An 18786-nucleotide genomic window follows, 5' to 3' on the forward strand; every position below is an offset into this window, starting at 1 on the left:
CCGGCCCTCGCGGCACGGTTCCCCGAGGTCATGTCGGCCACCCCCGGCCGGACCCGGCAGACAACCGGGCCGTCGGCGTTCGACCTGGTGGCGCGTCCGGCCCCGCCCCCGAAGCCACCGCCACCCGGAGCCCATGACGAGGTGTCGCAGCCGGGTCACACGGCCGGCCGCACCCGCTACCCTCGCCCCGTGACCAGCCACCACCCCGCCTTTCCCCCGCCCCCGGGCGCCCGCGCCTACCCCCTGCGCACCTCACGCGGCGAGTTCGCCGTCGTCGACTCCTCGCCGAAGCCGGGTGCACAGGTCAGGGGAGTCGTCCTGATGCTGCCCGGATTCACCGGGAGCAAGGAGGACTTCAGGCTGCTCCACGAGCCGCTCGCGGAGCGCGGGTACCGGCTCGTCGCCGTGGACGGGCGGGGGCAGCACGAGTCGGAGGGGCCCCTGGACGACGAGTCGGCCTACGCCCAGCGGGAACTGGCGCGGGACGTGCTCGCACAGGCCGAGGCGCTGGGCGGCCCCGTGCACCTCGTGGGCCACTCGCTCGGCGGGCAGATCGCCCGTGCGGCCGTGCTGCTCGACCACTCGCCCTTCGTCTCGTTCACCCTGGTCTCGTCCGGTCCGGCGGAGATCTCCGTCTCCCAGCAGCAGCGCGTGAAGCTGCTGCGGGACGCGCTCGCCGTCATGTCGATGGCGGAGGTGTGGGAGGCCATCCAGGCGATGGGGCCGCCGGAGGAGGTCGGCGGGCCTGCCCGGGGCCTCGGTGACCAGGACCAGTTGCGCCGCCGCTGGCTGGGCCACAGCCCGGCCCAACTGCTCGCGACGGGGCGTCAGTTGTGCACCGAGCCGGACCGCGTGGCCGAACTCGCCGCGGTTCCCCTGCCGTTCCACGTGCTGTCGGGGGCGCACGACGACACCTGGCCGGTGGCGATCCTCGACGACATGGCCCTTCGGCTGGACGCACACCGCACGGTCATCACGGGAGCCGAGCACTCCCCCAACGCCGACCGGCCGCTGCCGACGGCCCACGCTCTCGCGGACTTCTGGGACGGCCTCGGACAGGGCGGGTTCCGGGCAGATCCCGGGACGGCCTAGTACTGCGACCGCAGGTGCTCCCAGAACCCGTCCCGCAGCGCCCGTCGCAGATCCGCCTGGCCGCGCAGCGAGTACTGCAGGAGGCCCTCCGCCTCCACGAGCAGGTCCTGGTCGACCGAGCCCGGCAGGTAGGGGTGCCCGGGCAGCAGCTCGACCAGCGCGTCCCGGCCGCGTGCCGCCAGCCACTTCGCCGCGATCTGCGCGCCCACGAACCGCACGTTCTCGCGGGTGGGCCGCTCCCCCGTCGTCTCCTGGGCGGCGGCCGTGCGGCGGGAGACGTAGGGCTTGAAGAAGTCGAGGTCGAGGGTGCGCTGGCTGTCGACCTCCCACAGCAGCGGCTCGGCCTGGTTGCGGCCCTCCGGCGCCTCGATGCCCCAGAGGTGGACCCGGGCACCGTACCCCTGGGCCGCCTCGACGGCCGAGACCAGGTCCTCGTCGCCGCCGAGCAGGGCCGCGTCGCTGATCGCCCGGTGCCGGGCGAGGGACTCCAGGTCGGAGCGGATGAGCGAGTCGACGCCCTTCTGCTGGTTGTTGGCGTTGAGGTTGCCGAGCCGCACCTTGACGTCCGGCAGTTCCGCGATGGTCTGCTGTTCGGCCGTGTGGATGCGGCGCCGGGCGCCGTCGTACCAGTAGACCCGCAGCAGCCTGCTGTCCGCGAAGATCGTGCGGGCCTTGTCGATGAGCGCGTCGATCAGGCCCTCGGCGTCCACGTCGAAGGCACGGCGGTCCTCCGTCCCGGCGACGAGGCGGCCGGCGGCGGCGTACAGATACCCGGCATCGACGAAGATCGCGTGGGTCGAGGGCGTCTTCGCCACCTCGGCGAGCATGCGCTGGAGCAGCTCGTTGGTGCGGTCGATGCGGGCGCTGAGGGCCGCGAGGTCGTCGTTCATCACCTCCATTGTCCCGGCGGTCACGCTGCGAACACAACCGGTCCCGGTCGGTCCCGTAACAACACTCTTACGACTCAGTAATTAGTCGTTCGAAAAATTTCCTTAGCGTAGGGAATGTTTCACCCACGCATCCCCGTTGACTCATACGGAACACCGAGTAGTTCTCCTCAGGAGGATGACCAGACGAAGGGAGAAGCCCTTGCGCTTCGAAATCATGCGACTCGACGACGTCGACGGCACGCCTGTGGACTCGACCGTTGTGGACGCCGCCTCCGTCAACCGCATCGTTCAGCAGGCCGCCGCCATCGGGCAGCGCCTGTGGATCCGCCCGGCCGAGACCACGGCCTCATAACGCGCGCGGCTCTCCCGCACAGCGGAGCCCCCGCCCGGCATCGGCCGGGCGGGGGCTCCGCTGTTGCGGACATCCCTGGTCGGGGGCGTACTGGCTGAGAGGACAGTGCGAACCAGAACAGGACGGTGGGACATGTCGGTGACGGACCGGGCGCACAGGGAACTGCACCAGCAGGCCGCCGCCGAGGCGGCGCGGCGCTACGAGGACTCCACCGCGGAGCGCGAGCGGGTCGAGGGCCGGATGGCGGCCGGGGTGCGCTACCCGGACTCCCCCGACGCACTGGCAGTCCGCGCGGACCGGATCCTCGACCGGGGCGGCCTGTCACCCTCGGCGGTGGTGGCCGACATCCACCGCGAGGCCATGGACCTGCCCGACGCCAACGAGCGGATCATCGACCTGTCCAACGAGCTCCAGGCCTGGAGCTTCCTGCCGCGCGGGGTACGGGCCGGGGCCACGGTCGCCCGGATCACCCGGCGGCGCGACGGCCGCGAGCTGCCGCACGGCACCGGCTTCCTGGTCTCGCCGCGGCTGCTGATGACCAACCACCACGTCCTGCCCGACGAGAGCTTCGCGCGGACCTGCTTCGCGGAGTTCAACGCCCAGGTCACGGCGGACAACCTGCCCGACACCGTCGTCCGGATGGAGCTCGACCCGCAGACCTTCTTCGCCGCGGACCGGCGGCTCGACTTCGCCCTCGTGGCGCTGGCGCCCACCGCGGACGGCCCCGCGCCGGGCGAGGTCTTCGGCTGGAACCGGCTGAGCGTGCAGACCGGCAAGCTGGTGCTCGGCGAGAAGGTGAACATCATCGGCCACCCCTCGGGGCGGCTGAAGGAGATCGCGCTGCGCGACAACGCGGTGCTGGTCCGCCTCGACGACTTCGTGCACTACACGACCGACACCGAACCGGGGAACTCCGGCTCCCCCGTCTTCAACGACCAGTGGGAGGTCGTGGCGCTGCACCACAGCGGCGTCCCGAAGAAGGACGACCAGGGCCGGGTCCTGCGCAAGGACGGCCGGCCCTGGCAGCAGGGCGACGGCGACGACGCCATCGAGTGGATCGCCAACGAAGGCGTCCGGATCAGTTCGATCCTCAGGCACCTGGCCGGGCTGGACCTCGGCCCGGGGCGGCGCGCCCTGCTGGCCGAGATGGGCCCGGACGCCGGCCTGGACCAGACCTTGACCACGGCATCGGCCCTCTCCGCAGCGGCCCCGGCGGCACCGCCCGAGAGGGCGACCGCGGTACCGGGCGTCACGACCCCGCCGGTCCCCGGCCGTCCGGCGACGGTCCCCATGACCGAGAGCGAGACCGGGACCGAGCGGCCCAGGGTCGGGCTCCGGGCCCGCAGCAGCGCCTTCGGCGGCAGTCGGCACCTGGTCTTCCTGCACGGCCGGGACCAGCACGAGAAGTACCCCGACGAACTCCGCCTGTCCTGGACGGCCGGCCTGAACCGCGGTCTCACCCTCGCGTCCATGCCCACGCTCGACCCGCAGGACGTGTGGTTCCCGTTCTACGGCACGAGACTGCACGACCTCGTGAGCGGCCGGGAGAGCACGGCCGAGCCCATCGGTCTCGACCGGGTGAGCGCCGCCGCTGCCGCCGAGGTCTTCGCCGCGGAATCCCCCACGGGCTCCTACGAGCGGCTGCTCCACGAGGCGGCCGCCCGGGCCGGCATGCCGCAGAACGGTCCGGCGACCACCGAGGGCTTCGGTGCGGGCCTGGCGGGGGCACTGCACCGGCCGCTGAGCTGGCTCGCCGCCCGGTCGGACCTGGACGAGTGGACGATCGCCACGTTCCTGCGGGACGTCGACCTGTACCTCGGCGACAGCGCCGTGCGGCAGGCGGTGCTGGACAGCGTGATGGAGACGATGCCGACCAGCGGCGAGCTGGTGCTGGTCACACACAGCCTGGGCACGGTCGTGGGCATGGACCTGCTGACCCGGATCCCCGAGAGCCTGGACCCCGTGCTGCTGGTCACCGCGGGAAGCCCGCTCGGTCTGGACGGCGTCAACGAACGGCTCCTCACCCGCGGCCCGCACCAGCCGCCCAGGGTGCGCAACTGGGTGAACGTCTGGTGCCCCACCGACGCGGTGGCCATCGGCTGCCCCCTGGAGGACGAACGGTGGGGAAAGCTCGACCAACTGGCCGTCCCCAACGGCCGCGAGCGTGCGCACAAGATCGAGGAGTACCTCGGCCACCCCGGCCCCGCCCGGGAGATCCGCAGCGTACTGCCCCAGTAGCCCGGAAGCGGGCCTCAGCTCCCCTGGATGACCTGCGTGACGCCGTTGATGATCTGCTGCACGGCGATCGCGGAGAGCATCATGCCGGCCAGGCGGGTCACCAGGACCACACCGCCGTCCTTGATGATCCGGATGATCACCAGCGAGTAGCGCATCACCAGCCACAGCACGACGTGGATGGCGAGGATCGCCGCCCACACGGACACCTGCGTGGCGACGCTGTGGGCCTTCTGCACGGCGAGGATGACCGACACGATCGCCCCGGGTCCGGCCAGCAGCGGCATGCCGAGCGGCACCAGGGCGACGTTGACGTCCTTGGTCTGCTTGGGCTCGTCCGTCTTGCCGGTGAGCAGGTCCAGCGCGATCAGGAGGAGCAGCAGGCCGCCCGCGATCATCAGCGCGGGCACGGACACGTGCAGGTAGTCGAGGATCTGGTGGCCGAGCAGCCCGAACACGGTGATCACGCCGGCGGCGACGCAGACGGCCTGGAAGGCCATCCGCTTCTGCACCTTGCCGGGCCGGCCCGCGGTGAGGGCGAGGAAGATCGGTGTGATCCCCGGGGGATCCATGATGACGAAGAGGGTCAGGAACAGGGAGCCGAAGACGGCGAGGTCGAACATGAGTGAGCCTTGCGCAGGGGGCTGCCGCCGCGGGCAGGCGGTGCGCAGGGCGGAACGCCTGGGCGCAGCGGGCAGCGCCGGGTGAGAGAAGAAGACGGGGAGAAGGAAACCGGCTTACGGGAGGGGAATCTCAGACGGCCCCGCCGGCCCCCGGCACGGGAAACGCCCCGAAGGCCCGCCGTGTGATCTCCCCGTACACCTCGGGATCCGTCGTGTACTCCCCGAGCACGCAGGTCTTACGGCTGCCGTGATAGTCCGAGGACCCGGTCACCAGCAGCCCGAGCTCCTTGGCCAGACCGCGCAGCCGTGCCCTCGTGTCCGCGTCGTGGTCCATGTGGTCGACCTCGACGCCGTCCAGCCCGGCCGCGGCCATCTCGGCGATGGCGGCCTCCGGCACCGTGCGCCCCCGCTTGCTCGCCCCGGGGTGCGCGAAGACCGCGACCCCGCCCGCGCCCTTGATCAGGCGGATGGCCTCGAAGGGGTCGGTCTCGTGCTTCTCCACGTAGACCCGGCCGCCGTCGGCCAGCCAGTCCTGCGTGAAGGCGTCGTTCACGGTCGGCACGACACCGAGCTCTACGAGCGCGCTCGCCACGTGCGGGCGCCCGACGGACCCGTCGCCGGCGATCCGTGCCACCTGCTCCCAGGTCACCGGCACGCCCAGCTCCTGAAGCTTGGCGATCATGCCCCGGGCACGCGGTACCCGGTCGTCCCGGACCAGCTCCCGCTCGGCGAGCAGCGCCGGCTCCTCGGCATCGAAGAGGTAGGCCAGCATGTGCATGCTGATGCCGTCGATCCGGCAGGAGAGCTCGGCCCCGGTCACCAGCGTGAGGCCCTCGGGCAGCGCGGCGATGGCCTCGGCGTGCCCGCGCGTGGTGTCGTGATCGGTGAGCGCGACGATGTCGAGCCCGGCCACAGCGGCTTTCCGCACCAGCTCGGCGGGCGAGTCCGTGCCGTCGGAAGCGGTGGAGTGGGTGTGCAGATCGATACGCACGACACGGACTCCAGACACAGCGACACGAACGGGGCTGCTCAAGGATAACCGCATTTTCAACACCCGGTGTCACACCTGAACCCGCCAAGCACCCCCTACATGAACGCACCCCGAAGGGGCGCGGGGAACTGCGCGACCAGCCACAGCCAGCCGGCAGCCGCCAACGCCCCCCCCCAGGCGCTACGGCTGAAGCAAGCGCGGTGACAACGCCCCGCACGGCACCAGCTCCACCTCGGCCCCCGCCTCCCGGAGATCCGCCAACACCAGTTCGTCGTACATCAGCAGACCGGACTGCTCGGGCCAGACCACGGCCCACAGCCACATCCCGAGGGCCTCGCCCGCGAACACCGCCCGGTCGCCCGGCGCCCCGGCCACATGCCAGAGCGGTGTGGGGCGCCCGGCTGCCAGCACCTTGGCCTGCGGCGGCTTCCCGACGTCCATGTGCGGCCCCGGGTCGGGACCGTCCATACCCGCGTAGCGCGCCCCGAGGCCGACGCCGAGCTCCTCGGCCACCAGGATCAGCTCGCCCATGCCGCCGAGCGGCCCGGGGCCCGTGCAGGCCACGGCGGTCGCGCGGCCGCCGGTGCGGTCGTCCCCCGCGCAGGCCACCCCCGTGAACAGCCACCCCACCGGCAGCGGCCAGGGCATCCACAGCGGCACCCGGGTGCGGTGCACCACGACGTTGAGGGCGTCGACGCTGGGCGGTATCACGGGCTGCACCGGGTGAACGGTGCCGTGCACATCGCACTGCCACGAGTCGGAGAAGAGGCCGGGAGCCCTGACCCGGCCACCGCACTTCGGGCAACTGGGTTCGCCCCTCATAGGGCCCCACGGTCCTACCCGCGCCCCGCCGCGTCAAGGACGATCACCCATCCGGACGGAAGCCTTCACCACCCACACTAGATGTAACTTGCATTAATTAGCTTGGCTAACTTAGTGTGTGTATATACCAACTACCCCGTCTCGGGAAAGGGAGCAAGCAATGGACCCCTTCGACGCCGGAGCGCGCGGCCTCCTGAAGCAGCCCAAGTCCGTGTGGGCGACCGCCGGGGCCTCGGTCGTCGCCTTCATGGGCATCGGGCTCGTCGACCCGATCCTGCCGTCCATCGCCCAGGGTCTCGACGCCACGGCCGGCCAGGTCTCCCTGCTCTTCACCTCGTACTTCCTCATCACCGCCGTCGCGATGCTGGTGACCGGATTCGTCTCCAGCCGGATCGGCGGGAAGAAGACCCTGCTGCTCGGCCTCGCGTTCGTCGTGGTGTTCGCCGGGCTCGCCGGCACCTCCGGATCCGTGGGCGAGCTGGTGGGCTTCCGGGCCGGATGGGGCCTCGGCAACGCGCTGTTCGTCTCCACGGCCCTCGCCGTCATCGTCGGCGCGGCGGCCGGCGGCAGCGGCGCGGCCATCCTGCTCTACGAATCGGCCCTCGGCCTCGGCATGGCCTGCGGCCCCCTGCTGGGCGCCCTGCTCGGTGACGCCAGCTGGCGCTACCCGTTCTTCGGCACCGCGTTCCTGATGGCCGTCGGCTTCCTGTGCATCACGGTGTTCCTGAAGGAACAGCCCAAGCCGGCCCGCAAGACCTCGCCGCTGGACCCGCTCAAGGCCCTCGGCCACGGCGGTCTCGCCTCCGCGGCGGCCTCGGCGTTCTTCTACAACTACACGTTCTTCACCGTGCTGGCCTTCACGCCGTTCGTGCTGAACATGAGCCCCTACCGGTCCGGGGCGGTGTTCTTCGCCTGGGGCGTGCTGCTCGCCGTCTTCTCGGTGATCGTCGCCCCGCGACTCCAGAAGCGGTTCGGCTCACTGAAGGTGCTCGGCGGTTCGCTGGTGCTGCTCGCGGCCGACGTCCTCGTGCTCGGCTACGGCTCGCACACCACCGCGGTCGTCTGCACGATCCTGTCCGGCGCCTTCATCGGCGTGAACAACACCGTCTACACCGAACTGGCCCTCGGCGTCTCGGACGCGCCCCGGCCGGTGGCGAGCGCGGGCTACAACTTCGTGCGCTGGTTCGCGGCGGCCGCTGCCCCCTACTTCGCGCCGAAGATCGAGGAGTGGACCGACGTCCACATCCCCTTCGTGGTCGCGGCGGTCACCGCGGTCGTGGGCGCGGCGGTGGTCGTCGTACGGCGCAAGGCCCTCACAGCCGAGGCCGAGGAGCTGGAGCCGCGGCACGCGACCGAGGACGGCGTCGCCGTCTTCGCCAACTGAGGCCACGCAGCCGGAGTTTGGTGAGCTTCCTCACTCCAGCGGGACGGACTTCCGGGACGGATCCCGGAGGTCCGTCCCCTGGTTCAGCCACCTCTCCTGGAGTGCCTGCGCGCCGTGCACGCGCTTCCAGGCGGCCTCGTTCGGGGTCATCGGCAGCAGCGGCAGGAACCGCACGGGGTCGAGGGGCTCGTCGAGCTCCAGGTCCTCGACCAGACCGCCCGGCTCGGCGACCAGGACCGAGGTGAAGGGGGCGCCCGGCCACAGCGGCTCACCGACGTCGAGGGACGCTCCGGGGGCCACGACCAGGCCCTCCACCTGCGGAGACGCGGCGAGCACGGCGAGCGGCCGGAGCACCTTGTCAGTGTCGGCCAGACCGGCACGGACCGACAGGACCAGCTCGGCACGCGGCCCCTTGACCGGGTCGGCGACCACCGCCGTGGGGTCCGTCATGGGGTGCGCGGACATGCCGAGCGAGGCGTAGCGGACGATGCCGCCCTCCTGGAAGCGGAGCACCTCGATGCGGTCCGTGCCGAGGAAGGTGACCGCCGCGCGCGCGTCCGGTTCACCCAGCGCGCTGCGCAACCGGGCTTCGACCAGAGGGAGAACATCTGCCATGCGGCGAGCATAGAACTCGTCAGTAGCGGGCAAAGCAGCACCTTGACAGTTGTGTCGGCTGCTACTCTTGCCCGGTGGTTCGGGGCAGCACGCAGAAGCGTCGCGATCAAGCCCCGACGCCGAAGGAACTCCCTTACGAGGGACCGGCCGGAGGAGGTGGGGCTGCAATGGATCGAAGTCGACCGTGCAGTAGCACCACGCTCTTCGCGCCGCCGATGTAGCCGCTTCTGTCTCTGGCTGCCACCTCTCGCACTCGCTTCACCGCGGAAGAGCGCTTCGTTTCGCTTTGCCTGATCTGCCTCAGTAGCTGAATCAGTGACGAAACCGGCCACCGCGACGATGCGGTGCTCCCCGCTTTGTGGACGTGCGAAACATCCGTCGTCACAACGTCCTCATTCCGGGTAGTTCCACCCGTCGCCGGCGCCGTTCGTCGCCCGCCCGCGAAGGAGCCCGCCATGTCGATGATCCGCGACCTGCGCGCCGTTGTCCGTCCCTCCCGTGTGTCGCTGCGCAAGGAGAGCGGGACCTACGACGCCACCCGCAGCCCCGCCGCGGCCACGGCCGTCGTCGACTGCGCCGTCTACCGGGACGGCCGCCGCGTCGAGACCGAGGCCGCCCTGACCCCGCACGAGGCGGTGCGCCTGGCGCGCCGCGACGGTGGTTTCGTGTGGATCGGCCTGCACGAGCCGACCGAGGCCGAATTCTCCGGTATCGCCGGTGAGTTCGGGCTGCACCCGCTGGCCGTGGAGGACGCCGTCCAGGCGCACCAGCGGCCCAAGCTGGAGCGCTACGACGACTCCCTGTTCACGGTGTTCAAGACCATCCACTACGTCGAGCACGACCAGCTCGACGCCAACAGCGAGGTCGTCGAGTCCGGCGAGGTCATGTGCTTCACCGGACGGGACTTCTTCATCACCGTCCGGCACGGCGGTCAGGGCTCCCTGCGGGCTCTGCGGCACCGCCTCCAGGACGACCCCGAGCTGCTCGCCAAAGGCCCGTCGGCCGTGCTGCACGCCATCGCGGACCACGTCGTCGACGGGTACATCGCCGTCGCCGACGCGGTGCAGGACGACATCGACGAGGTGGAGACCGAGGTGTTCTCCCCGGGGCGCAAGGGCTCGCCGCGCGGTTCGGACGCCGGCCGGATCTACCAACTCAAGCGCGAGGTGCTGGAGTTCAAGCGGGCCGTGTCACCGCTGCTGCGGCCCATGCAGCTGCTGAGCGAGCGGCCGATGCGGCTGGTCGACCCCGACATCCAGAAGTACTTCCGGGACGTCGCCGACCACCTGGCCCGCGTCCAGGAGCAGGTCCTCGGCTTCGACGAGCTGCTCAACTCCATCCTCCAGGCCAATCTGGCGCAGGCGTCCGTCGCCCAGAACGAGGACATGCGGAAGATCACCTCGTGGGCCGCGATCATCGCCGTGCCGACCATGGTGTGCGGCGTGTACGGCATGAACTTCGACCACATGCCGGAGCTGCACTGGCGCTACGGCTACCCGGTGATCCTCGGCTTCACGGTGGTGGTCTGCCTCGGCATCCACCGCACCCTGAAGCGGAACGGATGGCTGTGAGCGGCCTGGTTAGGCTGGGCCCATGACAAGCGAGCTGCTCGACAAGGCCCTCGTCGAGGAGGCCACCAAGAAGTCCGGCCTCGTCTGGGTCCAGGGCCCCGACGGCCCGGCGCGCGCCCTGTGGCACGTGTGGCACGAGGGGGCCGCGTGCCTGGTCGGCGACGGGCCGGGCGAGCAGCCGCTGCCAAGTCTCGCCGACGGCGCCGAGGCGAAGGTGACGGTCCGCAGCAAGGACAAGGGCGGCCGGCTGGCCACCTGGACGGCGCGGGTCACGGAGCTCGCCCCGCGCTCCGAGGCGTGGGACGCGACGGTCGCCGAGCTCAAGGGCAAGCGGCTGAACGCACCGGACGGCGAGGCCATGACCGACCGCTGGGCCCGCGAGTGCCGGGTGCTGCGCCTGGAACCGACGGGGGCGACCGCGCCCCTGCCCGACGGCTCGCTGTCCGAGCCTCCCCTGCCGTCCCCGGCGATCACCCGCCGGCCGGTCCCGGCGGGCCTGCCCCGCCTGCTGCTGAGGAAGCGCAAACGGACCTGACGGCCTACGAGGACGGCAGCTGCTTGCCGTAGTCCACGGTCTCGTTCCTCTCCGGCTTCCTGAGCGAGAAGTCCTCTCCCCAGGCGGAGAAGGTGAGGGTTCCCGCCCCGCCGGCCCGCTCCAGGCGCAGCGGGTACGGCTTGCCCTCCAGGGAGACCTCCAGAGTGCCGCCGGAGCCCTTGTCACCGGTGACGCGGATGGTGCGGACGCCCGCCTCCTCGTCGTGGCCGTCCGTCGCGAGCGTCCCGTGCAGGGTCAGCAGACCGTCGAGGAGGAGAGCCTTGTCCGTGAAACCGCTGAACTTCTTGTACGCGGGATCGCCCTGCGGCACCTTCACGAACTTGCCGTCGAGCTTGGAGGCCGCCGCCGCGTCCGCCTTGCCGCTCCCGCCCCGGCCGCTGCCGTGAGTCCAGAACTCGGCGTCCGCCATGACGTAGAGCTGCTCGCCGATGCGCAGCAGCTTGAAGGTCGCGCCCTTGGCGGTGACCGAACCGTCACCGCCGTCGTCCTTCAGCCGCATGTCGAGCGCGTACGTCCGCCCGCCGCTGACGACGTTGCCGTGCACCCGGACCGCGTCGGCGGCCTCGGCGGCCGACCGGGTCTTGCCCTGGATCTTGGCGGCGGGGAGTCTGCCGACCCCGTTGGTGCCCTCGTTCGGATCCTCCGCACAGCCGGTGAGCACCGTTCCCGTCACGAGCAGGGCGCATGTCGCGCTCGCGAGCGCGGCACGGCGGCCACGGCTCTGGCGAATCGGAGTCACAGGTGGGGCTGCCTCTCTGACGGGAGACCTGAACGGCGTACCGCAGGGTACCGGGGTCGTGCGGGCGGATCGGAGCCAGTCCGTCCGGACCGGCCGCCGACGCGCCACCGATCAGGACGGGCTAGCCTGAAGCCCACCCGAGCGGGCAATTCGGAAGACACAGGCACAAAGAAAGCCCTCCACACAGGACCCACGAACCACCCCGCACGAAAAGGAGCCGCGGCCATGGCAGCGGGCGCCCCCCGGATCTTCGTATCGCACCTCCAAGGTGTCGCCGTCTTCGACCCAGCCGGCGACCAGGTGGGGCGGGTGCGCGATCTGGTCGTCATGCTGCGGGTGGGGCAGCGGCCGCCGAGGCTGCTCGGCCTCGTCGTCGAACTCGCCACCCGCCGCCGTATCTTCCTGCCGATGACCCGGGTCACCGCCATCCAGTCCGGCCAGATCATCACCACCGGAGTGCTCAACGTCCGGCGTTTCGAGCAGCGGCCCACCGAGCGGCTGGTCTTCGGGGAGCTGCTGGACCGGCGCGTGACGCTCACCGAGACCGGCGAGGAGGTCACCGTCCTCGACCTGTCGGTGCATCAGCTGCCCGCCCGCCGGGAGTGGGAGATCGACCGGGTCTTCGTCCGCAAGGGCAGGAAGGGCAGTGCCTTCCGGCGGGCCAAGGGCGAGGCGCTGACCGTCGAGTGGACCGCCGTCACCGGCTTCTCCCTGGAGGAGCAGGGGCAGGGCGCCGAGAACCTGCTCGCCACCTTCGAGCAGCTGCGCCCGGCCGACCTGGCCAACGTCCTGCACCACCTCTCCGCCAAGCGCCGGGCCGAGGTCGCCGCCGCACTCGACGACGACCGGCTCGCCGATGTGCTGGAGGAGCTGCCGGAGGACGACCAGATCGAGATCCTCGGCAAGCTGAAGGAGGAGCGCGCGGCCGACGTCCTGGAGGCCATGGACCCGGACGACGCGGCCGACCTGCTGGGCGAGCTGCCCACGGACGAGCAGGAGCGGCTGCTGAGCCTGATGCAGCCCGGCGACGCGGCCGACATGCGGCGCCTGATGTCGTACGAGGACCGCACGGCGGGCGGTCTGATGACCACCGAGCCGATCGTGCTGCGCCCGGACGCCACCGTCGCCGACGCCCTGGCCCGGGTCCGCAACCGCGACCTCTCCCCCGCCCTCGCCGCCCAGGTCTACGTCTGCCGGCCCCCGGACGAGACGCCGACCGGCAAGTACCTGGGCACGGTCCACTTCCAGCGGCTGCTGCGCGAGCCACCGCCGTCCCTGGTCAGCTCGATCGTGGACACCGATCTGCAGCCGCTCGACCCGGAGGCAGAGCTGCCGGCCATCGCCGGTTTCTTCGCCACGTACGACATGGTCGCCGCACCCGTCGTCGACGAGGCCGGGTCGCTGCTGGGCGCGGTCACCGTGGACGACGTGCTCGACCACATGCTCCCGGAGGACTGGCGAGAGCAGGAGTTCCACCTGGACGAGGAGGTGGCGACCGATGGTTCCTGAGCGCGAGGGCCCGCGGGAGCGCACGCCGGCGGGCGCCACTGCCGCCTCCCGGCCCCGCACCACCCGCCTCGACCAGCCGCTGCCCCGCCGGCGCCGGTTCCTGCCCGAGTACGACCCGGAGGCCTTCGGGCGGCTGTCGGAACGCATCGCGCGCTTCCTGGGCACCGGGCGGTTCATCGTCTGGATGACGGTCGTCATCATCCTGTGGGTGGTCTGGAACAGCCTCGCCCCCGCCCACCTGCGGTTCGACGAGTACCCCTTCATCTTCCTGACGCTGATGCTGTCCCTCCAGGCCTCCTACGCCGCCCCGCTGATCCTGCTCGCCCAGAACCGGCAGGACGACCGGGACCGGGTCAACCTGGAGCAGGACCGCAAGCAGAACGAGCGGTCGATCGCCGACACCGAGTACCTGACGCGGGAGATCGCCGCCCTGCGCATCGGCCTGGGCGAGGTCGCCACCCGCGACTGGATCCGCTCGGAGCTGCAGGACATGGTCAAGGAGATGGAGGAACGGCAGAACGGACACCGTCACGACCCCGTCGTATTCCCGGCGGAACGGTCAGGCGGACGTGACGCAGACGACCGCTGAGACGCTTTCCTACGCACCGGTACGGCGCCGTACCATCGTCCTATGGCTACGGAAGACGCGGTGCGCGAGGCACTGGCGACGGTGAACGACCCCGAGATCCACAAGCCCATCACCGAACTCGGGATGGTCAAGTCGGTGGAGATCGGCGCGGACGGTGCGGTCGCGGTCACCGTGTACCTCACGGTCTCGGGCTGCCCGATGCGGGAGACGATCACGCAGCGCGTGACGGACGCGGTCTCCGCGGTCGAGGGCGTCACCCGCGTCGACGTCACGCTCGACGTGATGAGCGACGAGCAGCGCAAGGAGCTGGCGTCCGCCCTGCGCGGCGGCCAGACCGAGCGCGAGGTCCCCTTCGCCAAGCCGGGCAGCCTGACCCGCGTCTACGCGGTCGCCTCCGGCAAGGGCGGCGTCGGCAAGTCCTCGGTGACGGTCAACCTGGCGGCCGCGATGGCGGCCGACGGCCTCAAGGTCGGTGTCGTCGACGCCGACATCTACGGCCACTCCGTACCGCGCATGCTGGGCGCCGACGGCCGTCCCACCCAGGTCGAGAACATGATCATGCCGCCGTCGGCGAACGGCGTGAAGGTCATCTCCATCGGCATGTTCACCCCGGGCAACGCCCCCGTCGTCTGGCGCGGCCCGATGCTCCACCGCGCCCTGCAGCAGTTCCTGGCGGACGTGTACTGGGGCGACCTGGACGTCCTGCTCCTGGACCTGCCGCCCGGCACCGGCGACATCGCGATCTCCGTCGCGCAGCTGGTGCCGAACGCCGAGATCCTGGTCGTGACGACCCCGCAGCAGGCGGCGGCCGAGGTCGCCGAGCGCGCGGGCTCCATCGCCGTGCAGACCCACCAGAAGATCGTCGGCGTGGTCGAGAACATGTCCGGCCTGCCCTGCCCGCACTGCGACGAGATGGTCGACGTCTTCGGCACGGGCGGCGGCCAGCTGGTCGCCGACGGCCTGACCCGCACGACCGGCGCGACCGTCCCGGTCCTCGGCAGCATCCCGATCGACGTGCGCCTGCGCGAGGGCGGCGACGAGGGCAAGCCGGTCGTCCTCACGGACCCCGACTCCCCGGCGGGCTCGGCCCTGCGGGCGATCGCGGGCAAGCTGGGCGGCCGCCAGCGAGGCCTGTCGGGCCTGTCGCTCGGTATCACTCCGAGGAACAAGTTCTGAACCGACCTCAGGGGCGCGGGGAACTGCGCGGGCAACCACGCACGACCCGCAGCCGCCCGCACAGCGGAACCCCCACGGCGATGGGGCGCCGAAACTCACGGCGCCCCGGGCGGACTCACGCGTACGCGGCGATGTCCTTCACCACGGCGAAGCCGAGCCCGTACGCACTCATGCCCCTGCCGTACGCGCCCACGTGGACACCCGCGGAAGTCGACCCGGCCAGCACCCAGCCGAACTCCGACTCCCGGTAGTGGAACGCCGTCGGCACCCCGTCCACGGGCAGCGACAGCGTCGACCAGTCGTCCCCGTCCAGGTCGTCCGCCAGCACCCACGCCGTCTCGGTCTGCTGCTCCAGCCAGTCGTCCCGCAGCGCGTGGTCCATCTGCCCGGGCCAGGTGAAGGACAGCAGTCCGACGCCCGCGAGCCACGCCGCGGAGGACACCGAGGTGGCCTCCAGGAGCCCCGTCCCGTCCGCCGTACGCCGTGAGGGATGCGCCGCCACCGTCACCACGACCGCGAACTTCTCCTTGGCGTCCTGATCGCTCCCGGCCGCATGTTCGTTGCGGATGGTGGGCTCGTCGCCGTGGCCGATCGACCCGTGTTCCACGGCCCCGTCGGCCGTCGTACCCACCTGCATCAGCCGGCGCGGCCCCGTGAAGGCCTCGTCGAGGCCGTACCACGGGAAGGGCGCACGCAGGTAGTCGTCGACCGTACGCCGGGCGAAGGGAGCCTGTTGCCCGCCCTCCGCGGCCGGCGTCTGCGCGACAGCCCGACTCGTCGTCTCCATGTGCCCGGACGCCTCCTCGCTCTAGTCGGACCGCTACGGCCCGCCCCCCTTCGGGCGTACTCGTCACGGTCCGCACAACAACTCGGCAGCATAGCCACACCGCTGCGAGCAGCAGGGAAACCGCCCGGCGCGTGGGCCGCACGGGCGCCCCGTTCAGGCCCTACACAGCCCGACCGGAGTATGAAACGCGTCACGCACCCGCGGCGTACGCCCCGGCCGTGTGCGTCAGGTGGCGTCGGCGTCGAAGGGCGGCCGGTCGTCCGGGCCGGGCGCCTCGGGCTTCTTCGTCATGTCGATGCGACCACCGGAGGAACCGGCGGAACCCGCGGACGACGAAGCGGAGGAGGTGTCGGAGTCACGGCTGTGGACGGCGTCGGTGACCTCGGCCATCTCCTTCTTCAGGTCGAAACCGTTGCGGATCTCCTTGAGCCCCAGATCCTCGTTGTCCAGCTGCTTGCGGATGAACGTCTTGGGGTTGAGGTCCTCGAACTCGAAGTCCTTGAACTCCGGGCCGAGTTCTTCCCGGATGTCGTTCTTGGCGCTCTCCGAGAACTCACGGATCTTCCGGATCGTGCGCGTCACGTCCTGGATGACCTTGGGGAGCTTGTCCGGACCGAAGACGAGCACGGCAAGGACGATGAGCGTCACCAGCTCGAGTGGTCCTATGTCATTGAACACCTGAAGCTCCTAGCGATGTCCTCGGTCCTCGGCCCTCGTGGTCGGTGCGGGTCTTGCCGTGGTCCGGGCCGGATCCACGGTACCCGGCGATCCTGTCCGACCGGTACTGTCCCGGGACCTCCGAGTGCGGGAGGTGTGAGCGCTTTCCCGATTGTTTGCCTTGTGGGTCCGTTGTGCGGCCCGACGGGACGCCGTCCCATGGCGCGGACCTCATGTCTCAGCCATCGGATGACCCGAGGACGAGCGAGACCTCACGGTCCTTGCCGCCGCGCTGCACGGTCAGCTCCAGCCGGTCGCCCGGTCGGTGCGCCCGGGTCTTGACGATCAGCTCCTCGCCGGAGTGCACCCGCACGCCGTCGACCTCCGTGATGACGTCGCCCGGCTTGATCCCCGCCTTGGCGCCCGGGCCGTCCGCGGTGACGGGCGGTCCGCCCTCGCTGCCCTCGGCGGCGACGCGGGCGCCGTCGCCCGTGTAGTCCATGTCGAGGGTGATGCCGATGACCGGGTGGGTGGCCTTCCCGGTGTTGATCAGCTCTTCGGCGACACGTTTGCCCTGGTTGACGGGTATGGCGAAGCCGAGGCCTATCGACCCCGACCGGGCGCTGTCCTGCGCGGAGCCGCTGTCCGCCGAGCGGATGGCGGAGTTGATGCCGATGACGCGGGCCCGTGCGTCGAGCAGGGGGCCGCCGGAGTTGCCGGGGTTGATGGGCGCGTCGGTCTGCAGCGCGTCGACGTAGGACACGTCGCTGCCGTCGCCCTTCTCGCCACCGGCCGTGATGGGCCGCTCCTTGGCGCTGATGATGCCGGAGGTGACCGTGCCGGCCAGGTCGAAGGGGGCGCCGATGGCCACGACCGGGTCGCCGACCTGCACGTTGTCCGAGTTGCCCAGCGGCAGGGGCGTGAGTCCGCTGACGCCCCTCACCTTCACGACGGCGAGGTCGTAGCCGCTGTCCCGGCCGACGACCTCGGCCTTCGCGGTCTGCCCGCCGTTGAACGTCACGGTGATCTCGCCGCCGGATCCGGCGGGCTGCACGACGTGGTTGTTGGTGAGGATGTGCCCGCGGGTGTCGAGCACGAAGCCGGTGCCCGTGCCCTGCTCGCCGGAGCCTCTGACGTGCAGGGTGACGACACTGGGCAGGGCCCGTCCGGCGATCCCGGCCACACTGTCCGCGTCCCGCGCGGAGGCCTCCTTCCCGGCCTGCGGCAGTTCGACGGTCCCCATGCCCCCGTTGCGCTCCATATACGTCCCCACGGCCCCGCCGATGCCCCCGGACACGAGCGCGAGCAGTACGGCGCCGAGTACCAGGGACTTCCTGCCCCGCCTGCGCCGCTGCTCCGTGCTGAGCACGGCGGCGCCGTTCTGCTGGAAGGGCCCCGGTAGCCCGGCCGCACCGGGGGCCGCCCAGGGGTCGTAGCGCTGCCAAGGGCCGGGGGCGGAGGCGGGTGCGGGAGCACCGGGGTGCGGCATCTCGGCCGACGGGTGAGCGGAGGGGGCGCTCTCGCCGGTGGCCGGGGCGGACGGTGCGCCGTGCGGCTCGGGCGGCGACGGCACGGCCGCGGTGCCCGGCACGGCCGGCTGTCCCGGTATCGCCATGCCCTGCGCGGGGATCGTCGCAGGGTGCTGCACGGGCGGCGCGGGCGCCCAGGGGCCGGGCTCGCCGTAGGGCGGGGTGCTGTACGGGTCGGGGTCGTGCAGCGGCCGGGGAGCATCCTGCACCGGCCCGGCGGGTGAGACGGAGGCGACGGGAACGCCCTGCCCGGCCTCCGCCGCCCCGGGCTCCGATGCCGTCGGCTTTCCCGCGCTCTCGGCCGGGACCGCCTCGGGGCGCCGCAGCTCGTAGTCGCCGTCCGCGTCCTGCCGGGGCGCGGGACGGGGCAGCTCGAAGTCCCCGTCGGAGCCGGCCTGGCCCGGGGCCGTCACCGGCCCGTGCACACCGCTCGCACCCGGGGCCTGGGCCACGGCCTGGTCCGTGCCCTCCGGCTCCCCCGCAAGGTCCTGCGGCCGTGGACGGCTCCACCACTTCGCTTTCGTGGGCTTCCCCTCGTTCATGCTCTCCCCACAGCCGCGGCACGGCTCGTCGCGGTGGCCGCGGTTCCTCGAACCGGCGCCCGGCCTCACCTCGGCCACGGGCGACTACCCCCGGATTCAATCAGGTTCGCGGGCCGGTGCGCAGAGG

18 protein-coding genes are annotated in these 18786 nt (G+C 71.5%); 9 read left to right on the top strand and 9 right to left on the bottom strand.

Features of this window, described 5'->3' with window-relative positions:
- Positions 1-189: 189 nt before the first annotated feature.
- Positions 190-1092: an alpha/beta fold hydrolase gene (locus ADK65_RS19880; RefSeq protein WP_053671709.1), complete on the top strand. Its 903-nt coding sequence runs from the start codon at positions 190-192 to the stop codon at positions 1090-1092.
- Here the strand turns inward: ADK65_RS19880 and ADK65_RS19885 are convergent.
- The gene (locus ADK65_RS19885) at positions 1089-1982 is read right to left on the bottom strand and encodes an NYN domain-containing protein (RefSeq protein WP_053671710.1); all 894 of its coding nucleotides are present in this window, start codon (positions 1980-1982) and stop codon (positions 1089-1091) included. The two genes, ADK65_RS19880 and ADK65_RS19885, sit on opposite strands and share 4 nt — an antisense overlap.
- Positions 1983-2181: 199 nt before the next feature.
- Between ADK65_RS19885 and ADK65_RS38105 the strand changes: the two genes are divergently transcribed.
- Together ADK65_RS38105 and ADK65_RS19890 are read left to right on the top strand one after the other, a co-directional pair.
- Complete coding sequence (locus tag ADK65_RS38105) at positions 2182-2334, top strand: hypothetical protein (RefSeq protein ID WP_003992775.1); 153 nt, start codon at positions 2182-2184, stop codon at positions 2332-2334.
- A gap of 132 nt (positions 2335-2466) precedes the next feature.
- Positions 2467-4572 carry a trypsin-like serine peptidase gene (locus ADK65_RS19890; RefSeq protein WP_053671658.1) on the top strand — a complete coding sequence of 702 codons (2106 nt, stop codon included), beginning with the start codon at positions 2467-2469 and terminating at the stop codon, positions 4570-4572.
- A 14-nt stretch (positions 4573-4586) separates the two neighbouring features.
- On the opposite strand, the gene ADK65_RS19895 is transcribed toward ADK65_RS19890, so the two are convergent.
- The 3 genes from ADK65_RS19895 to ADK65_RS19905 form a co-directional block, all read right to left on the bottom strand.
- Positions 4587-5192: a MarC family protein gene (locus ADK65_RS19895; RefSeq protein ID WP_053671659.1), complete on the bottom strand. Its 606-nt coding sequence runs from the start codon at positions 5190-5192 to the stop codon at positions 4587-4589.
- Between the two features lie 130 nt (positions 5193-5322).
- Positions 5323-6183, bottom strand: a complete 861-nt coding sequence (locus ADK65_RS19900; RefSeq protein WP_053671660.1) for a PHP domain-containing protein — start codon at positions 6181-6183, stop codon at positions 5323-5325.
- 180 nt (positions 6184-6363) lie between these two features.
- Positions 6364-7005: a DUF6758 family protein gene (locus ADK65_RS19905; RefSeq protein WP_053671661.1), complete on the bottom strand. Its 642-nt coding sequence runs from the start codon at positions 7003-7005 to the stop codon at positions 6364-6366.
- A 160-nt stretch (positions 7006-7165) separates the two neighbouring features.
- Here ADK65_RS19905 and ADK65_RS19910 point away from each other — a divergent pair, with 160 nt between their 5' ends.
- The gene (locus ADK65_RS19910) at positions 7166-8389 is read left to right on the top strand and encodes an MFS transporter (protein WP_053671662.1); all 1224 of its coding nucleotides are present in this window, start codon (positions 7166-7168) and stop codon (positions 8387-8389) included.
- A gap of 30 nt (positions 8390-8419) precedes the next feature.
- Here ADK65_RS19910 and ADK65_RS19915 read toward each other — a convergent pair whose 3' ends face one another.
- The gene (locus tag ADK65_RS19915) at positions 8420-9004 is read right to left on the bottom strand and encodes a suppressor of fused domain protein (RefSeq protein WP_063788037.1); all 585 of its coding nucleotides are present in this window, start codon (positions 9002-9004) and stop codon (positions 8420-8422) included.
- Between the two features lie 455 nt (positions 9005-9459).
- On the opposite strand from ADK65_RS19915, the gene ADK65_RS19920 reads away from it, so the two are divergent.
- The gene (locus tag ADK65_RS19920) at positions 9460-10575 is read left to right on the top strand and encodes a magnesium and cobalt transport protein CorA (RefSeq protein ID WP_053671664.1); all 1116 of its coding nucleotides are present in this window, start codon (positions 9460-9462) and stop codon (positions 10573-10575) included.
- Between the two features lie 22 nt (positions 10576-10597).
- Positions 10598-11110, top strand: coding sequence for a hypothetical protein (locus tag ADK65_RS19925; RefSeq protein WP_053671665.1), 513 nt, complete (start codon positions 10598-10600; stop codon positions 11108-11110).
- 4 nt (positions 11111-11114) lie between these two features.
- On the opposite strand, the gene ADK65_RS19930 is transcribed toward ADK65_RS19925, so the two are convergent.
- Positions 11115-11870, bottom strand: coding sequence for a hypothetical protein (locus tag ADK65_RS19930; RefSeq protein ID WP_053671666.1), 756 nt, complete (start codon positions 11868-11870; stop codon positions 11115-11117).
- Between the two features lie 225 nt (positions 11871-12095).
- Here ADK65_RS19930 and ADK65_RS19935 point away from each other — a divergent pair, with 225 nt between their 5' ends.
- The 3 genes from ADK65_RS19935 to ADK65_RS19945 are packed head-to-tail and all read left to right on the top strand — an operon-like array spanning position 12096 to position 15144.
- Positions 12096-13379 (top strand): magnesium transporter MgtE N-terminal domain-containing protein, encoded by a 1284-nt coding sequence (locus ADK65_RS19935; protein WP_053671667.1) that lies wholly within the window; start codon positions 12096-12098, stop codon positions 13377-13379.
- Complete coding sequence (locus ADK65_RS19940) at positions 13369-13968, top strand: DUF1003 domain-containing protein (RefSeq protein ID WP_053671668.1); 600 nt, start codon at positions 13369-13371, stop codon at positions 13966-13968. Before ADK65_RS19935 ends, ADK65_RS19940 begins: the two co-directional genes overlap by 11 nt.
- Positions 13969-14010: 42 nt before the next feature.
- The gene (locus ADK65_RS19945; RefSeq protein WP_053671669.1) at positions 14011-15144 is read left to right on the top strand and encodes an Mrp/NBP35 family ATP-binding protein; all 1134 of its coding nucleotides are present in this window, start codon (positions 14011-14013) and stop codon (positions 15142-15144) included.
- A gap of 115 nt (positions 15145-15259) precedes the next feature.
- Here the strand turns inward: ADK65_RS19945 and ADK65_RS19950 are convergent, their stop codons facing one another.
- The 3 genes from ADK65_RS19950 to ADK65_RS19960 form a co-directional block, all read right to left on the bottom strand.
- Positions 15260-15931: a hypothetical protein gene (locus ADK65_RS19950; RefSeq protein WP_053671670.1), complete on the bottom strand. Its 672-nt coding sequence runs from the start codon at positions 15929-15931 to the stop codon at positions 15260-15262.
- Between the two features lie 225 nt (positions 15932-16156).
- Positions 16157-16609, bottom strand: a complete 453-nt coding sequence (locus ADK65_RS19955) for a sec-independent translocase (protein WP_053671671.1) — start codon at positions 16607-16609, stop codon at positions 16157-16159.
- 217 nt (positions 16610-16826) lie between these two features.
- Positions 16827-18659, bottom strand: a complete 1833-nt coding sequence (locus tag ADK65_RS19960) for a S1C family serine protease (RefSeq protein ID WP_053671672.1) — start codon at positions 18657-18659, stop codon at positions 16827-16829.
- Positions 18660-18786 lie beyond the last annotated feature (127 nt).

It is taken from the genome of Streptomyces sp. NRRL B-1140 (assembly GCF_001280065.1).
Classification (GTDB): domain Bacteria; phylum Actinomycetota; class Actinomycetes; order Streptomycetales; family Streptomycetaceae; genus Streptomyces.

What these genes read in the sequence shown, in the direction of transcription:
- ADK65_RS19885 (WP_053671710.1), bottom strand. Translation starts at nt 1,982, where the DNA reads ATGAACGACGACCTCGCGGCCCTCAGCGCCCGCATCGACCGCACCAAC.
- ADK65_RS19890 (WP_053671658.1), top strand. Translation starts at nt 2,467, where the DNA reads ATGTCGGTGACGGACCGGGCGCACAGGGAACTGCACCAGCAGGCCGCC.
- ADK65_RS19895 (WP_053671659.1), bottom strand. Translation starts at nt 5,192, where the DNA reads ATGTTCGACCTCGCCGTCTTCGGCTCCCTGTTCCTGACCCTCTTCGTC.
- ADK65_RS19905 (WP_053671661.1), bottom strand. Translation starts at nt 7,005, where the DNA reads ATGAGGGGCGAACCCAGTTGCCCGAAGTGCGGTGGCCGGGTCAGGGCT.
- ADK65_RS19910 (WP_053671662.1), top strand. Translation starts at nt 7,166, where the DNA reads ATGGACCCCTTCGACGCCGGAGCGCGCGGCCTCCTGAAGCAGCCCAAG.
- ADK65_RS19915 (WP_063788037.1), bottom strand. Translation starts at nt 9,004, where the DNA reads ATGGCAGATGTTCTCCCTCTGGTCGAAGCCCGGTTGCGCAGCGCGCTG.
- ADK65_RS19920 (WP_053671664.1), top strand. Translation starts at nt 9,460, where the DNA reads ATGTCGATGATCCGCGACCTGCGCGCCGTTGTCCGTCCCTCCCGTGTG.
- ADK65_RS19925 (WP_053671665.1), top strand. Translation starts at nt 10,598, where the DNA reads ATGACAAGCGAGCTGCTCGACAAGGCCCTCGTCGAGGAGGCCACCAAG.
- ADK65_RS19935 (WP_053671667.1), top strand. Translation starts at nt 12,096, where the DNA reads ATGGCAGCGGGCGCCCCCCGGATCTTCGTATCGCACCTCCAAGGTGTC.
- ADK65_RS19940 (WP_053671668.1), top strand. Translation starts at nt 13,369, where the DNA reads ATGGTTCCTGAGCGCGAGGGCCCGCGGGAGCGCACGCCGGCGGGCGCC.
- ADK65_RS19945 (WP_053671669.1), top strand. Translation starts at nt 14,011, where the DNA reads ATGGCTACGGAAGACGCGGTGCGCGAGGCACTGGCGACGGTGAACGAC.
- ADK65_RS19950 (WP_053671670.1), bottom strand. Translation starts at nt 15,931, where the DNA reads ATGGAGACGACGAGTCGGGCTGTCGCGCAGACGCCGGCCGCGGAGGGC.
- ADK65_RS19960 (WP_053671672.1), bottom strand. Translation starts at nt 18,659, where the DNA reads ATGAACGAGGGGAAGCCCACGAAAGCGAAGTGGTGGAGCCGTCCACGG.